This window comes from Diaminobutyricimonas aerilata, assembly GCF_002797715.1.
GTDB classification, from domain to species: domain Bacteria; phylum Actinomycetota; class Actinomycetes; order Actinomycetales; family Microbacteriaceae; genus Diaminobutyricimonas; species Diaminobutyricimonas aerilata.
Genome location: NZ_PGFF01000001.1, coordinates 3,482,141 through 3,494,536 on the forward strand (window position 1 = coordinate 3,482,141; position 12,396 = coordinate 3,494,536).

General features: G+C 69.8%; 10 protein-coding genes and 1 tRNA gene. 3 read left to right on the forward strand and 8 right to left on the reverse strand.

What is annotated here, in order from left to right:
* Window positions 1-8: 8 nt before the first annotated feature.
* From CLV46_RS16535 to CLV46_RS16560, 6 genes are read right to left on the reverse strand one after another with little or no spacing between them, the layout of a single operon-like run.
* Window positions 9-1,739: a protein kinase domain-containing protein gene (locus tag CLV46_RS16535; protein WP_100365780.1), complete on the reverse strand. Its 1,731-nt coding sequence runs from the start codon at window positions 1,737-1,739 to the stop codon at window positions 9-11.
* Entirely contained in the window at window positions 1,736-3,196 is a 1,461-nt protein-coding gene (locus CLV46_RS16540) for a peptidoglycan D,D-transpeptidase FtsI family protein (protein WP_100365781.1), read from the reverse strand. Before CLV46_RS16540 ends, CLV46_RS16535 begins: the two co-directional genes overlap by 4 nt.
* Window positions 3,193-4,608, reverse strand: a complete 1,416-nt coding sequence (locus CLV46_RS16545; protein WP_425430416.1) for an FtsW/RodA/SpoVE family cell cycle protein — start codon at window positions 4,606-4,608, stop codon at window positions 3,193-3,195. Before CLV46_RS16545 ends, CLV46_RS16540 begins: the two co-directional genes overlap by 4 nt.
* Window positions 4,605-5,834: a PP2C family protein-serine/threonine phosphatase gene (locus tag CLV46_RS16550; RefSeq protein WP_100365782.1), complete on the reverse strand. Its 1,230-nt coding sequence runs from the start codon at window positions 5,832-5,834 to the stop codon at window positions 4,605-4,607. The genes CLV46_RS16545 and CLV46_RS16550 overlap by 4 nt, the downstream gene beginning before the upstream one ends.
* Before the next feature lie 4 nt (window positions 5,835-5,838).
* Window positions 5,839-6,396 (reverse strand): FHA domain-containing protein FhaB/FipA, encoded by a 558-nt coding sequence (locus tag CLV46_RS16555; protein ID WP_100365783.1) that lies wholly within the window; start codon window positions 6,394-6,396, stop codon window positions 5,839-5,841.
* Window positions 6,396-7,106, reverse strand: coding sequence for an FHA domain-containing protein (locus CLV46_RS16560; RefSeq protein ID WP_100365784.1), 711 nt, complete (start codon window positions 7,104-7,106; stop codon window positions 6,396-6,398). The genes CLV46_RS16555 and CLV46_RS16560 overlap by 1 nt, the downstream gene beginning before the upstream one ends.
* Before the next feature lie 212 nt (window positions 7,107-7,318).
* Here CLV46_RS16560 and CLV46_RS16565 point away from each other — a divergent pair, with 212 nt between their 5' ends.
* The 3 genes from CLV46_RS16565 to CLV46_RS16575 all read left to right on the forward strand — a co-directional run bounded on the left by CLV46_RS16565 (window position 7,319) and on the right by CLV46_RS16575 (window position 10,435).
* Entirely contained in the window at window positions 7,319-9,319 is a 2,001-nt protein-coding gene (locus CLV46_RS16565; RefSeq protein WP_100365785.1) for an aldo/keto reductase, read from the forward strand.
* On the forward strand, window positions 9,316-10,299 hold the full coding sequence (locus CLV46_RS16570; protein ID WP_245866973.1) for a LacI family DNA-binding transcriptional regulator: 984 nt from the start codon (window positions 9,316-9,318) through the stop codon (window positions 10,297-10,299). The genes CLV46_RS16565 and CLV46_RS16570 overlap by 4 nt, the downstream gene beginning before the upstream one ends.
* 52 nt (window positions 10,300-10,351) lie before the next feature.
* Window positions 10,352-10,435 (forward strand) — tRNA-Leu (locus CLV46_RS16575).
* Between the two features lie 109 nt (window positions 10,436-10,544).
* Here CLV46_RS16575 and CLV46_RS16580 read toward each other — a convergent pair.
* Window positions 10,545-11,009, reverse strand: coding sequence for a MarR family winged helix-turn-helix transcriptional regulator (locus CLV46_RS16580; protein ID WP_100365786.1), 465 nt, complete (start codon window positions 11,007-11,009; stop codon window positions 10,545-10,547).
* A gap of 4 nt (window positions 11,010-11,013) precedes the next feature.
* The coding region (gene atpD, locus CLV46_RS16585; RefSeq protein ID WP_100365787.1) for a F0F1 ATP synthase subunit beta at window positions 11,014-12,396 on the reverse strand (1,383 nt) is incomplete at its 5' end.

The window sequence follows — 12,396 nt, forward strand, 5'->3', positions numbered from 1 at the left end:
AGCAGTGCTTAGCCGTCGCCCTCGCCCTCGCCGGGGTCGACGGCCGGATTGCTGGTGATGACGGTCTCGTCGGAGGGGGCGGAGACGAGGTCACCGCAGTTCGCGACGTAGGTGATCGTCGTCTGCCCGCCCTCGACCGGCGGCGTGACCTGCATCGAGGTGACGCCCGCGCCGACGGGGTTGGGCTGGCTCGCGATGCCGTTGTTGACGGTGAAGGTGTAGCCGCTGAGGCTCGTGCCCGCGGGGCATCCGGCGTACTGCGGCCAGCTGATGTTCACGGGCACGCCGCCGGGCTTCGTCGGGCCGCCGGGCACGGTGACCGCGACGGGCGCGGCGGGAGTGGCGAGGGGTCCGTAGATCGTGCCGGTGATGGTGGTGCCCTCTTGCACGTTGCCGGTCGGGTTCACCGAGTACACGGTGCCCACCTGGTCCGCGCTCTCCGCGGCGTTGCCGGTCTGCACGTCGGCGACGAGCCCGAGGTTCGCGATCTCGGCGCGGAACTCCTCCTCGGTCATGCCGATGAACTGCGAGCCGTTGCCGAGCGGGACCGCCTCGGGCTCCGGCTCCGCCGACGGCGACGAGGGTGCCGGCGGCGTGCTCGGCGCGCTCGCGCTCGGCGAGCGCGAGGCGTCGCCTCCGCCGTCGCGGGCGTTGTTCTGCTGCACCACGAGGGCGATGATGCCGCCCACGACGATGATGGCGAGCAGCACGACGAGGGCGATGAGCGGCCACGTCCAGGCGCTGCGCTTGCGCGTCTCCGTCGGGGTGGTCTCGGCCGGCGGCTCGTCGAGCGGGGTCGCCGACAGCACGCGCGTCGCGCTCGTCATTCCACCGGGGATCGCGGTGGTCGCCGCGGTGGCGCCGCCGATGACGGCGGCGGCTCCGAGTACTGCCGGCACGCTCGCGGCGGCGCCGTTCACGTCTCCGCGACGCAGCGCCTGGGCCGCGCGCGCGAGATGCTGCGCCGAGGCGGGCCGTTCCTCCGGCCGCTTGGCGATGCACGAGAGCACGAGGTTTCGTACCGGCTCCGAGACGGTTGCGGGCAGGTCCGGCGGCGTCTCGTTGATCTGCGCCATCGCGATGGCGACCTGCGATTCGCCGGTGAACGGACGACGACCGGCGAGGGCTTCGTACGCGACGATGCCGAGCGAGTAGATGTCGGTGCTCGGCGAGGCGGGGTGTCCGCTCGCCTGCTCCGGCGAGAGGTACTGCACCGTGCCCATGACCTGACCGGTGGCGGTCAGCGGCACCTGGTCGGCGATGCGGGCGATGCCGAAGTCGGTGATCTTGACGCGACCGTCGGGGGTGATGAGCAGGTTGCCGGGCTTGATGTCGCGGTGCACGAGCCCGGCCGCGTGGGCGGCCTGCAGGGCGGATGCGGTCTGCGCGACGATGTCGAGCACGCGGTCGGTCGAGAGGATGCGCTCCCGCTCGAGTACCGCCGAGAGCGCCTCACCGGGCACGAGCTCCATGACGAGGAAGGCGCTGCCCTCCTCCTCGCCGTAGTCGAAGACGTTCGCGATGCCCTCGTGGTTCACCAGTGCGGCGTGACGTGCCTCCGAGCGGAACCGCTCGAGGAAGTTCGGGTCGCCGAGGTACTCGTCCTTGAGGATCTTGATCGCGACGGTACGGCCGATGACGAGGTCGGTGGCCTGCCACACCTCGCCCATGCCGCCGATCGCGACACGAGACGACAGTTGGTATCGACCACCGAAGGTGAGGCCGCTGGTGGGTCTCATCTGTTAAGCACCGCCTCTATGACTCTCTTGGCGATCGGCGCGGCGACCTGGTTTCCGAAGGCCGACTGCCCGCGCCCACCCCCGTTCTCGACTACCACCGCGATGGCGATCTCGGGGTCGGTCGCGGGGGCGAATCCGGTGAACCAGAGCGTGTACGGATCGTCAGCTCCGTTCTCCGCCGTTCCGGTCTTACCCGCCACGTCGACGCCACCAATTCTGGCATTGCTGGCCGCCCCGTTCGCGACGCTCGCGACCATCATTTGCGTAACTGTTGCCGCCGTCTGCTCCGAGATCGGGGTGTTGTACACGCTCGGCTGATGCGTCTGCAGCTCCGACAGGTCGGGGGCGATGACCTTCTCGACGAGGGTCGGCTCCATGAGCTTGCCCTTGTTGCCGATCGCGGCGCTCATGAGCGCGACCTGCAGGGGGGTGACCCGGTCGTCCTCCTGGCCGAACGAGGCGAGCATGAGCCGGTCTTCGCTGAGGTCGTTCGGGAACACGCTCGGGGTCACCGGCATCGGCACCTCGAAGCGGTGACCGAATCCGAAGGCCTCGGTGTACCGGTTCAGGGTGTCCTGTCCGATGGTGACGCCGAACTGCGCCATCGGGATGTTGCAGCTGAGGCGCAGCGCATCCGCGAGACTCACCGTCTCGCCCGGCCCGCACGCGCCGCCGTCGGCGTTGTGGATGTTCGTCGAGGTGCCCGGCAGTTGGAACGTCGCGGGGTTCTGCGCCTGGCTGTCGGGCGTGAGCGCTCCGCTGTCGATGCCGGCGGCGGCGAGCAGCGGCTTGAACGTCGAACCGGGGTGGTAGAGACCGCCGCCGATCGCGCGGTTCACGAGCGGGTTGTCGGCCGCCTCGTCGAGCGCCTTGTAGTTCGCGATGACCGCATCGGTGTCGTGGCCGGCGAGCAGGTTCGGGTCGTAGGTGGGCTTGGAGACCATGGCGATGATCTCGCCCGTCTTGGGGCGCACCGCGACGATCGCGCCGCGCTGATCCCCGAGGGCGTCCCACGCCGCCTGCTGGGCGACCGGGTCGATGGTGAGCTCGACGGAGGCGCCCTTCGGGTCCTGCCCGGTGATGATGCCGTTGATCTGGTCGAGGAACTGGCTGTTCGCCGTGCCGCTCAGCACGTCGTTGAGCTCGTCCTCGATGCCGGCGTTTCCCTGGTTGAGGGTGAAGTAGCCGGTGATGGGGGCGTACAGCTGCGCCGTCTCGGGCGGGTACACGCGTTGGAACTTGTACTCGTCGTCGACCGGCACCGACTGCGCGATCGGCTGACCGTCGACGAGGATCTGCCCGCGTTCGGCGGAATAGCTCTCGAAGAGGGTGCGCCGGTTGCGGTCGTCGGCGCGCAGCGAATCCGCCTGCACGACCTGGATGACACTCGTGGAGAGGAAGAGCGCGACGAACATGCCGAGCACGACCATGCTGACGCGCTTGAGTTCCTTGTTCATTCGATCACCGCCCGGGGTTGGTGGCGCACCGTGTCGGAGAGCCGCAGCAGCAGCGCCACGATGATCCAGTTCGCGACGAGGCTCGAGCCGCCCGCGGCGAGGAACGGGGTCGTGAGTCCGGTAAGCGGGATCACGCGGGTGACGCCGCCGATGACGACGAACACCTGCAGCGCGATCACGAACGACAGACCCACCGCGAGCAGCCGGCCGAAGTCGTCCTGCCCGTTGAACCCGATGCGGAACCCGCGGGCGACCAGCAGGAGGTACAGCGCGAGCAGCGCGAAGAGACCGATCAGACCGAGCTCTTCGCCGAGCGCGGTGACGATGTAGTCGCTCTCGGCGAGCGGGGTGAGGTCGGGTCGGCCCTCGCCGAGCCCGGTGCCGAGCAGGCCGCCGTCGGCCATGCCGAACAGGCCCTGCACGAGCTGGAAGCTGCCGCCGCGCGCGTCGTACAGCGCGGGGTCGAAGGGGTTGAGCCACGCGTTGACGCGGCCCTCGACGTAGTCGAGCGTGCGCGAGGCGATGAGGGCACCGCCGAAGAACAGCCCCAGGCCGAGCACGATCCAGCTGCCGCGGCCGGTGGCGGTGTAGATCATCACGAGGAACAGCCCGAAGTAGAGCAACGAGGTTCCGAGGTCGCGCTGCACGACGAGCACGACCATCGCGACGGCCCAGATGACGAGGATGGGGCCGAGATCGCGGGCACGCGGGAAGCGCATCCAGAGGATCTTGCGACCCATCATCGACAAGGACTCGCGGGCCGTCATGAGGTAGCCGGCGAAGAACACGGCCAGCGCGATCTTGGCGAGCTCGCCGGGCTGGAACGACGCGACGCCGAGGTTCACCCACAGGCGAGCACCGTTGATGGTCTGCCCGATCACCGGCAGCATCGGCAGCAGCAGCAGCGCGATGCCCGTGAACATGGCGATGTACCGGTAGCGGGCGAGCACGCGGTGGTTGCGGATGCCGAGCAGCACCGCTCCGGCGATCACCATCGCGATCGTCGTCCACACGATCTGCCGCACGCTGAACGACGCCCAGCCGGAGAAGCCCTCGGCGATGTCGAGCCGGTAGATCATCGCGATGCCGACCATGTTGAGCGTGAGCGCGATCGGCAGCACGAACGGGTCGGCGTCGCGCGCGGTGACCCGCAGCACGACGTGGATGATGAGGGCGAGCACCGCCGGCATCGAGGCGAGCACGACGATCGGGCTGTCGATCGCGTCGAGGGCCCCGAGCTGCACGAGCAGCATCGCCGAGACGCCGATGCCCGCGGCGAGCACGAGCAGTGCGAGCTCGAGGTTGCGCAGCTTCGCGGGTTCGCGCAGCTTCACGCGGATCGTCTCGGTGAGCGCCGGGCGCCCGCGCGGCGGCGTGCGCGCGTCGGAGGGGATGGGGCTGGTCGCGGTCACTCGGGCAGCCTCTCCACGATCTCGCGAGCCTCACGGAGGTTGTCGGCGTTGATCGTGCGTTCGATCTGCTCGCGGCTGAACGTGGGCAGGTCGTCGACTCGGATGTCGGTGACCTCGTGCACGCTCGAGAGCCCGATCGGGCCGATGGTCTGCTGCACGCCGCGGAAGATGGCGACCCGGCCGTCGGTCGCGCCGACGTAGTAGTGCGACTGGGTCCACTGGTATCCGGCGATCGCGGCGATTACGACGGCGATCGCGGCGAGGGCGATGAGCCCGAGCCAGGTGATGCGGCGGCGGCGTGCGCGGCGCTTGTCCTCCGCGATGAGCTCGGCGAGGTACTCGTCGGACTCGGGTTCGAAGTGGCTGTCCTCGGCCGTCGCCTTGAGCGGATGCAGCAGCAGGGTGGGCAGACGCAGCGAGCGGCGCGCGGGCTCGTTCTCGAACGAGAGCGGCGCGGCCGCGGATCCGACCATCACCGGAGGATCGGTGGCGGAGTCGCCCGACTCGTCGACATCGACGACGACGACGGTCACGTTGTCGGGGGCGCCGACGTCGAGGCTCTCCTTGATGAGCCGTTCGGCGGCGTGCGCGACGACGGGAGTGGAGGCGAGCACCGTGTGGATGCGCTCCTCGCTCACATAGCTGCTGAGCCCATCCGAGCACAGCAGCCAGCGGTCGCCGGGCCGCGTGTCGATCACCGTCGTGTCGATCTCCGGGGCCGCGTCGACGTCGCCGAGCACGCGCATGAGCACGGAGCGGCGCGGGTGCACCGCCGCCTCCTCGGGGGTGATGCGGCCGCTGTCGACGAGTCGTTGCACGAACGTGTGGTCGGCGGTGATCTGCTTGAGCTCGCCGTCGCGGAACAGGTAGATGCGCGAGTCGCCGATGTGGGCGAGGGCGAGCCGGTTGCCGACGCGCAGGATGCCGCTCACCGTCGTGCCCATGCCGGTGAGTTCCGGATGCTCGAACACCGTCTCGGCGAGCAGCTGGTTCGCCGCGATGAGTGCCGACTGCAGGGCGAACTCGGCGTCCGGTGCCGACGGGTACTCGTGGTCGATCTCGGAGATGCGCTTGATCGCGATCGCGGAGGCGACGTCGCCGCCGGCATGGCCGCCCATCCCGTCGGCGACGACGAAGAGGTGCCGGCCCGCGTATCCGGAGTCCTGGTTGTTGGACCGGATCTTCCCGACGTGGGAGGCGGCCGCGCTCTTGCCCGAGGTCGTCATGGCCCTACCGTCGGAGCTCGAAGCTCGTGGTACCGATCGTCACGGGAGTGTTGAAGGGGATCTTGGTCGGCACCGTCACCCGCTTGCCCTGCAGGAAGGTGCCGTTGGTCGAGTCGAGGTCCTGCACGACCCACTCGTCGTTCCAGAGCATGAGTCGGGCGTGGTGGGTGGAGGTGTAGTCGTCGCGGATCACGAGGCCCGACTCGCTCGAGCGGCCGATCGTGAGCTGTTCGCCCGGGAGGTCGATCTCGAGGCCCTGTTTCGGCCCCGACGTGATGACGAGGCGCGTGGCGCGACCGCCGCCGGTCGGCACCGGGGTGCTGGGGGAGCGCGGGGCGCTCTGCTGCTGCGAGATGCGCTCGGTCACGGTGGCGGCGCCGCCGACCGGGCTCTGCGGGAACTGCTGCACCTGCGGGCCCTGACCCTCGGGCATCCGACGCACCCGGGAGCCGAACAGGTCGGAGCGCAGTGCGTAGACGATGGCGAAGACGAAGACCCACAGCAGCGCGAGGAACCCGATGCGCAGCAGGAGCAGGGTCAGCTCGCTCGTGCCGTCACCCATCAACGCCCCCCGTCACGGGCGGGCCGGACGTCGGCGTACGGGTCGGAGGACTGGGCGAGCACTCGGAACACGATACGGGTGCGGCCGATGTCGATGACCGAATCCGGCGGGAGTGGCGCCTTCGTGACGGGTGCTCCGTTGAGCTTCGAGCCGTTCGTGGAGCCCAGGTCGTTGACCTGCGCCCGCTCGCCGTCCCAGATGATCTCGACGTGTTTGCGGGAGATGCCGGTGTCGTCGACGGTGATGTCGGCCTCGGATCCGCGGCCGATGACCGTGCGGGACCGGGTGATCGGGTGACGCTTGCCGGCGATGTCGAGCACGGGGGTCCAGGCGACCGAGCCCTTCACGTTCTCGGAGCTGACCTCGATCATCCCCTGGCTCAGGTGCGGGTGTTCGACCAGCTGGATCGAGATGCCGCCCGCGAACGAGTAGTGCTGGGCGGTCGCGTGGCGCTGCACGAGCTGCACGAGCTCGTCGTTGAGCGAGGGTCCGAGCTGCGACATCCGCTGGTAGTCGACGCTGCTGAGACCCACGGTGAAGCGGTTGGGCACGAGGATGCGGTCGCGCGAGACGACGGCGGCCTTCGTGTCGAGCTCGCGCCGCAGGGCGCTCGTGATCTCGAGAGGCTGGAGACCACTCTTGAAGGTCTTGGCGAACGCGCCGTTGACGGCACGTTCGAGACCCCGCTCGAAGTTGTCGAGAAGCCCCAAGGTTTCTCCCTCTCAGCCTGCTGAACTTCCGACATGTTAGCCGTGCGGCGTGCTGCCCCCCTGTTAAGCGGGATGAGCAGGGGTGCGGCGCTCGCCGCGGCGGGACGGCGCAGACCATCCACCGTTGACGAGTGCGGCGTCACGCGCCTAGGCTCGGACGCGGCCGTGAACGTTCACGGCCCACACGCTTCCGAGCCGAAGGAGTCCTCCGGATGACCGACGACAACGCCACCCCCGCCGCCTCGATGGGCTGGGCCGTTCTGGGCCCGGGCGGCATCGCCCGGCGCTTCGCCTCCCAGCTGCCCGCATCCGGCGGCCGCCTCGTGGCGGTCGGATCGAGCGACCGGGCGCGTGCCGCGGCGTTCGCGCAGGAGTTCGGCGCGGACGACGCCACCGTGGGCGACTACGCCGCCGCGCTCGCCGATCCCGCCGTCGAGGCGGTGTACGTCGCGACGGTGCACACGGGACACGCGCGACTGGTGCTGCAGGCGATCGAGGCGGGTAAGCACGTGCTGTGCGAGAAGCCGCTCGCGCCGAACGCGGGCACCGTGATGGCCATGGTCGACGCGGCCCGATCGGCCGGCGTCACGCTCGTCGAGGCGTACATGTACCGCTTCCACCCGCAGACCCGCCGCGTACTCGAGCTCGTGCGCGAGGGCGCGATCGGCGACCTGGTGCACATCGACGCCTCGTTCTCGTTCCACGCGCAGGGCGCGGAGGGACGGCTCTTCGATCCGGCGACGGCGGGTGGCGGCATCCTCGACGTCGGCGGCTACCCGATGTCGTTCGCGCGGGCCGTCGCGGGCGCGGCGGTCGGCAAGGGGTTCGTCGAGCCGACGGGCCTCACCGCCCGCGGCGCCCTCGCGAACGGCATCGACGAGTGGTCCGTGGCATCCGTCACCTTCGCCGGCGGGGTCACCGCGTCGCTGCGCACCGGTGTGCGGCTCGACGACCCGGCGACGGCGACCGTGTACGGCACGCGCGGCACCATCCGCCTCGACGACCCGTGGACGATCGCCGAGCGGTCGGAGCTGATCCTCTCGGTCGTCGGCGAGAGCCCGCAGACGATCACGTTCGGCGACGCGAAGCCGTATGCGCTCGAGGCGGCGGGTCTCGTCGACGCCGCCCGCGCCGGCACCGAACCGGTCGAGATGACCACCGACGACTCGCTCGGCAACGCCGTCGCGCTCGACCGGTGGCGCGCCGAGCTCGGACTCCGCTACCCCTTCGAGACCGAGGATGCCGACATCCCGACGGTGTCCGGGGCGCCGTTGCGCGTCGCCGCGGACGCGCCCATGCCGTACGGGCAGCTGCCCGGGCTCGACAAGAAGGTGTCGCGGCTCATCATGGGCGTCGACAACCAGCCGGATCTCGCGCATGCGTCGGCGTTGTTCGACGCGTTCTTCGAAGCGGGCGGCAACACGTTCGACACCGCCTACATCTACGGGGACGGCGAGCTGGAGGGCCGCCTGGGCACGTGGATCCAGAACCGCGGCGTGCGCGACGACGTCGTGGTGATCACGAAGGGCGCCCACACGCCGCACTGCGATCCGGAATCCCTCACCCGTCAGCTGCTGGAATCCCTCGAGCGGCAGGGCACCGATCACGCCGACATCTATCTGATGCACCGCGACAATCCCGAGGTGCCGGTCGGCGAGTTCGTCGACGTGCTCGACGAGCACGCCCGCGCCGGGCGCATCACGGTCTTCGGCGTCTCGAACTGGACGCCGGAACGGTTCGATGCGGCGAACGAGTACGCCGCCGCCAACGGGCGGCAGTCGTTCGCGGCGTTGAGCAACCACTTCGGTCTCGCCGAGGCGTACGACGTGCCGTGGGCCGGTTGCGAGCACGTGACCGACCGCGAGTCGAAGCGCTGGCTCGAGGAGCGCGACGTGCCGCTGCTGCCGTGGAGCTCGCAGGCGCGCGGGTTCTTCACCGGGCGGGCGCGACCGGATGACCGCAGCGACGCCGAACTCGTGCGCTGCTACTACAGCGACGAGAACTTCGAGCGCCTGCGTCGCGCGGAGACCGTCGGCGCGGAGTTCGGGGTGGCGCCGACGGCGGTCGCGCTCGCGTACGTGCTGCACCAGCCGTTCCCCACGTTCCCGCTCTTCGGTCCGCGCTCGATCGCCGAGATGCGTTCCTCCATGGCGGGCCTCGGCGTCGAGCTGACGCCGCAGCAGGTGGCCTGGCTCGACCTGCGCACCGAGTGAGCCGCCGCGAGGACGCACCGGCGACCATCCTCGACGTCGCGGCGGCGGCGGGGGTGTCGCGGCAGACGGTGACGCGCGCGATGAACGACATGCCCGGCATCAGCGCGCAGACGCGGCAGCGGGTGCTCGACGCGGCACGCGACCTGCGGTACCGCCCGTCCCGATTCGGGCGCGGGCTCGTGAAGAGCGACCACCGGATGCTCGGACTGGTGATCGACGATCTCACCAACCCGTACTACCCGGAGCTCGCGTCGGCCGTCGTCGGCAATGCGGCGCGGCACGGATGGAACGTGTTGCTCGTCGACACCGTGCACGCGACCGACACGTCCGCCCTGCTGGTCGAACTGCGGGGGCAAGTGGACGCCGTGCTCGGCTACCTCAGCCAGGTGGGTCCGGATGAGGAGCAGCTGCTCGACGGCATGCCCGTCGTCGAGATCGACCCTCACGTGGTGCGCGCGGGATGGGCATCCGTCTCCCTCGATCCGGCGCCCGCCGCGCGCGAGCTCGCCGCCCACCTCGCGGCGGCCGGTGTGCGCCGGGCGGTCGTGGTCGATGTGGCGGATCGCCCGGAACCCGGTCGACGGGCCGGGATGCTGCTGTCGGCGCTCGCCGAGGTCGGCGTCGACGCCGGGCTCGTTCAGGCGCCGCTCGCGACCGCGGAGGCCGGGCTGGAAACGGTGGGCGCCGTGCTCGCCGCGGAGCCGACCCCGGACGCGATCATCGCCTTCAACGACCTCGTCGCGCTCGGCGCGCTCATGGCCTGCCGGCGGGCGGGCGTCGACGTGCCGGGGCAGGTGAGGGTCGTCGGCATCGACGGACTCAGTGCCGGCAACTGGGTCGCACCGCGGCTCACGACCCTCGCCGTGGACATGGCCGAGGTCGCCGCCCAGGCGGTCGAGCTCGCTCTCGGGCTGGTCGGGGGAGACCCGGTCGAGCACCGCACCGTCGAGCACCGACTCGTGCTGCGGGAGTCGGCCTGACCGCGCCGCTGTGGTAGTCTCGCTGGACTGGTCGCGCACTGCGCGGCCACACGCGCGAGTGGCGGAATTGGCAGACGCGCTGGCTTCAGGTGCCAGTGCCCGCAAGGGCGTGGGGGTTCAAGTCCCCCCTCGCGCACACACAGGGGTTCGTCGGTGGACGGGCCCCTTTTCGCGTTCCCGGGAGCACGCCGAAGGGCCGGCCCGCGGTGCAGCTCGCGCCGACGGGAACCACTCGACGAGTGGGCTCAACCGGGTGGCTGGGCCGCGCGTCGTGAAACGCGGTCCGTCGCGCCGGCGAGGCTCAGCACTTCGAGCAGCACGCGACGTGTCGCCGCCAGTTCTGAGGGGGTCACCCGATCCGCGAGTGCGGCGTCGATGTCGGCCCGTACCGAGCGGGCGGCATCCACGAGTTCGTTCCCCCGGTAGGTGAGCCGCACGCGCCGCACCCGATTGTCGGCGGAGTCCGGCACGCGCTCGACGTACCCGAGGCGTTCCAGTTCGGACACGTGCTTGGATGCGCCCTGCTGGGTCATGCCGAGCGTCGAGGCGAGCTCGCCGATGGTCGGCTGCTCCACCAGGAGGCGCTGGATGATGTATCCGTGGGACCGACGGGCGTCGTGACCTCGATCGCGGAGTCGGGTCATGACGAGCGACGCAGACGCGTCACCGGCGAGGCCGACGAGAGTCGCGAAGTCGAGCTGGATGTCCATGCCCTCAGTGTCTCGCGGCGAGTGCCACCCCCGAGGTCTTCTGGATCTGTGCCCACTTCTCCTCGACGTCGGAGATCGATCCGACGTTGAAGAAGGCCTGCTCGGCCACGTGGTCGAAGTCACCGCGCACGATCGCGTCGAACGACTCGATCGTGTCCTTGAGGGGGACCGTCGAGCCCTCGACACCGGTGAACTTCTTCGCCATGTAGGTGTTCTGCGAGAGGAACTGCTGGATGCGGCGCGCACGCGACACCGTGATCTTGTCCTCTTCGCTCAGCTCGTCGACACCGAGGATCGCGATGATCTCCTGCAGCTCCTTGTTCTTCTGCAGGATCTGCTTCACGCTCGTCGCGACGCGGTAGTGGTCCTCACCGATGTATCGCGGGTCGAGCAGTCGACTGCTGGATGCGAGTGGGTCGACAGCGGGGTACAGGCCCTTGGCGGCGATGTCTCTACTCAATTCGGTCGTCGCGTCGAGGTGGGCGAACGCGGTCGCCGGCGCAGGGTCGGTGTAATCGTCCGCGGGGACGAAGACGGCTTGGATGCTCGTGATGGAGTGACCGCGGGTCGAGGTGATGCGTTCCTGGAGCACACCCATCTCGTCGGCGAGGTTCGGCTGGTAGCCCACTGCGGACGGCATCCGGCCGAGCAGCGTGGAGACCTCGGAACCGGCCTGCGTGAAGCGGAAGATGTTGTCGATGAACAGCAGCACGTCCTGCTTCTGCACGTCGCGGAAGTACTCCGCCATCGTCAGCGCCGACAGGGCGACGCGCAGTCGCGTTCCCGGCGGCTCGTCCATCTGGCCGAAGACGAGGGCGGTCTTGTCGAAGACGCCCGCCTCCTCCATCTCCTGGATGAGGTCGTTGCCCTCACGGGTACGCTCGCCGACACCGGCGAACACCGACACACCACCGTGGTCCTGCGCGACGCGCTGGATCATCTCCTGGATGAGCACCGTCTTGCCGACGCCCGCACCACCGAAGAGGCCGATCTTGCCGCCGAGCACGTACGGGGTGAGCAAGTCGATGACCTTGATGCCGGTCTCGAACAGCTGGGTCTTCGACTCGAGCTGGTCGAACGCCGGGGGCTTGCGGTGGATGGGCCAGCGCTCGGTGACCTCGAGCGTCTCGCCCGGAGTGCCGTTCAGCACCTCGCCGATGACGTTGAAGACCTTGCCCTTGGTGACGTCGCCGACGGGCACCGAGATGGCCTCGCCGAGGTCGCGCACCTCCTGGCCGCGCACGAGCCCGTCGGTGGGCTTCAGCGCGATGGCGCGGACGAGGTCGTCACCCAGGTGCTGGGCGACCTCGAGCACGAGGCGCGTGCTCTGCTCGCCGATCGTGATCGTCGTCTCGAGCGCGTTGTAGATCTCGGGGATCGAGTCGTG

What these genes read in the sequence shown, in the direction of transcription:
- CLV46_RS16535 (WP_100365780.1), bottom strand. Translation starts at nt 1,739, where the DNA reads ATGAGACCCACCAGCGGCCTCACCTTCGGTGGTCGATACCAACTGTCG.
- CLV46_RS16540 (WP_100365781.1), bottom strand. Translation starts at nt 3,196, where the DNA reads ATGAACAAGGAACTCAAGCGCGTCAGCATGGTCGTGCTCGGCATGTTC.
- CLV46_RS16550 (WP_100365782.1), bottom strand. Translation starts at nt 5,834, where the DNA reads ATGACGACCTCGGGCAAGAGCGCGGCCGCCTCCCACGTCGGGAAGATC.
- CLV46_RS16555 (WP_100365783.1), bottom strand. Translation starts at nt 6,396, where the DNA reads ATGGGTGACGGCACGAGCGAGCTGACCCTGCTCCTGCTGCGCATCGGG.
- CLV46_RS16565 (WP_100365785.1), top strand. Translation starts at nt 7,319, where the DNA reads ATGACCGACGACAACGCCACCCCCGCCGCCTCGATGGGCTGGGCCGTT.
- CLV46_RS16580 (WP_100365786.1), bottom strand. Translation starts at nt 11,009, where the DNA reads ATGGACATCCAGCTCGACTTCGCGACTCTCGTCGGCCTCGCCGGTGAC.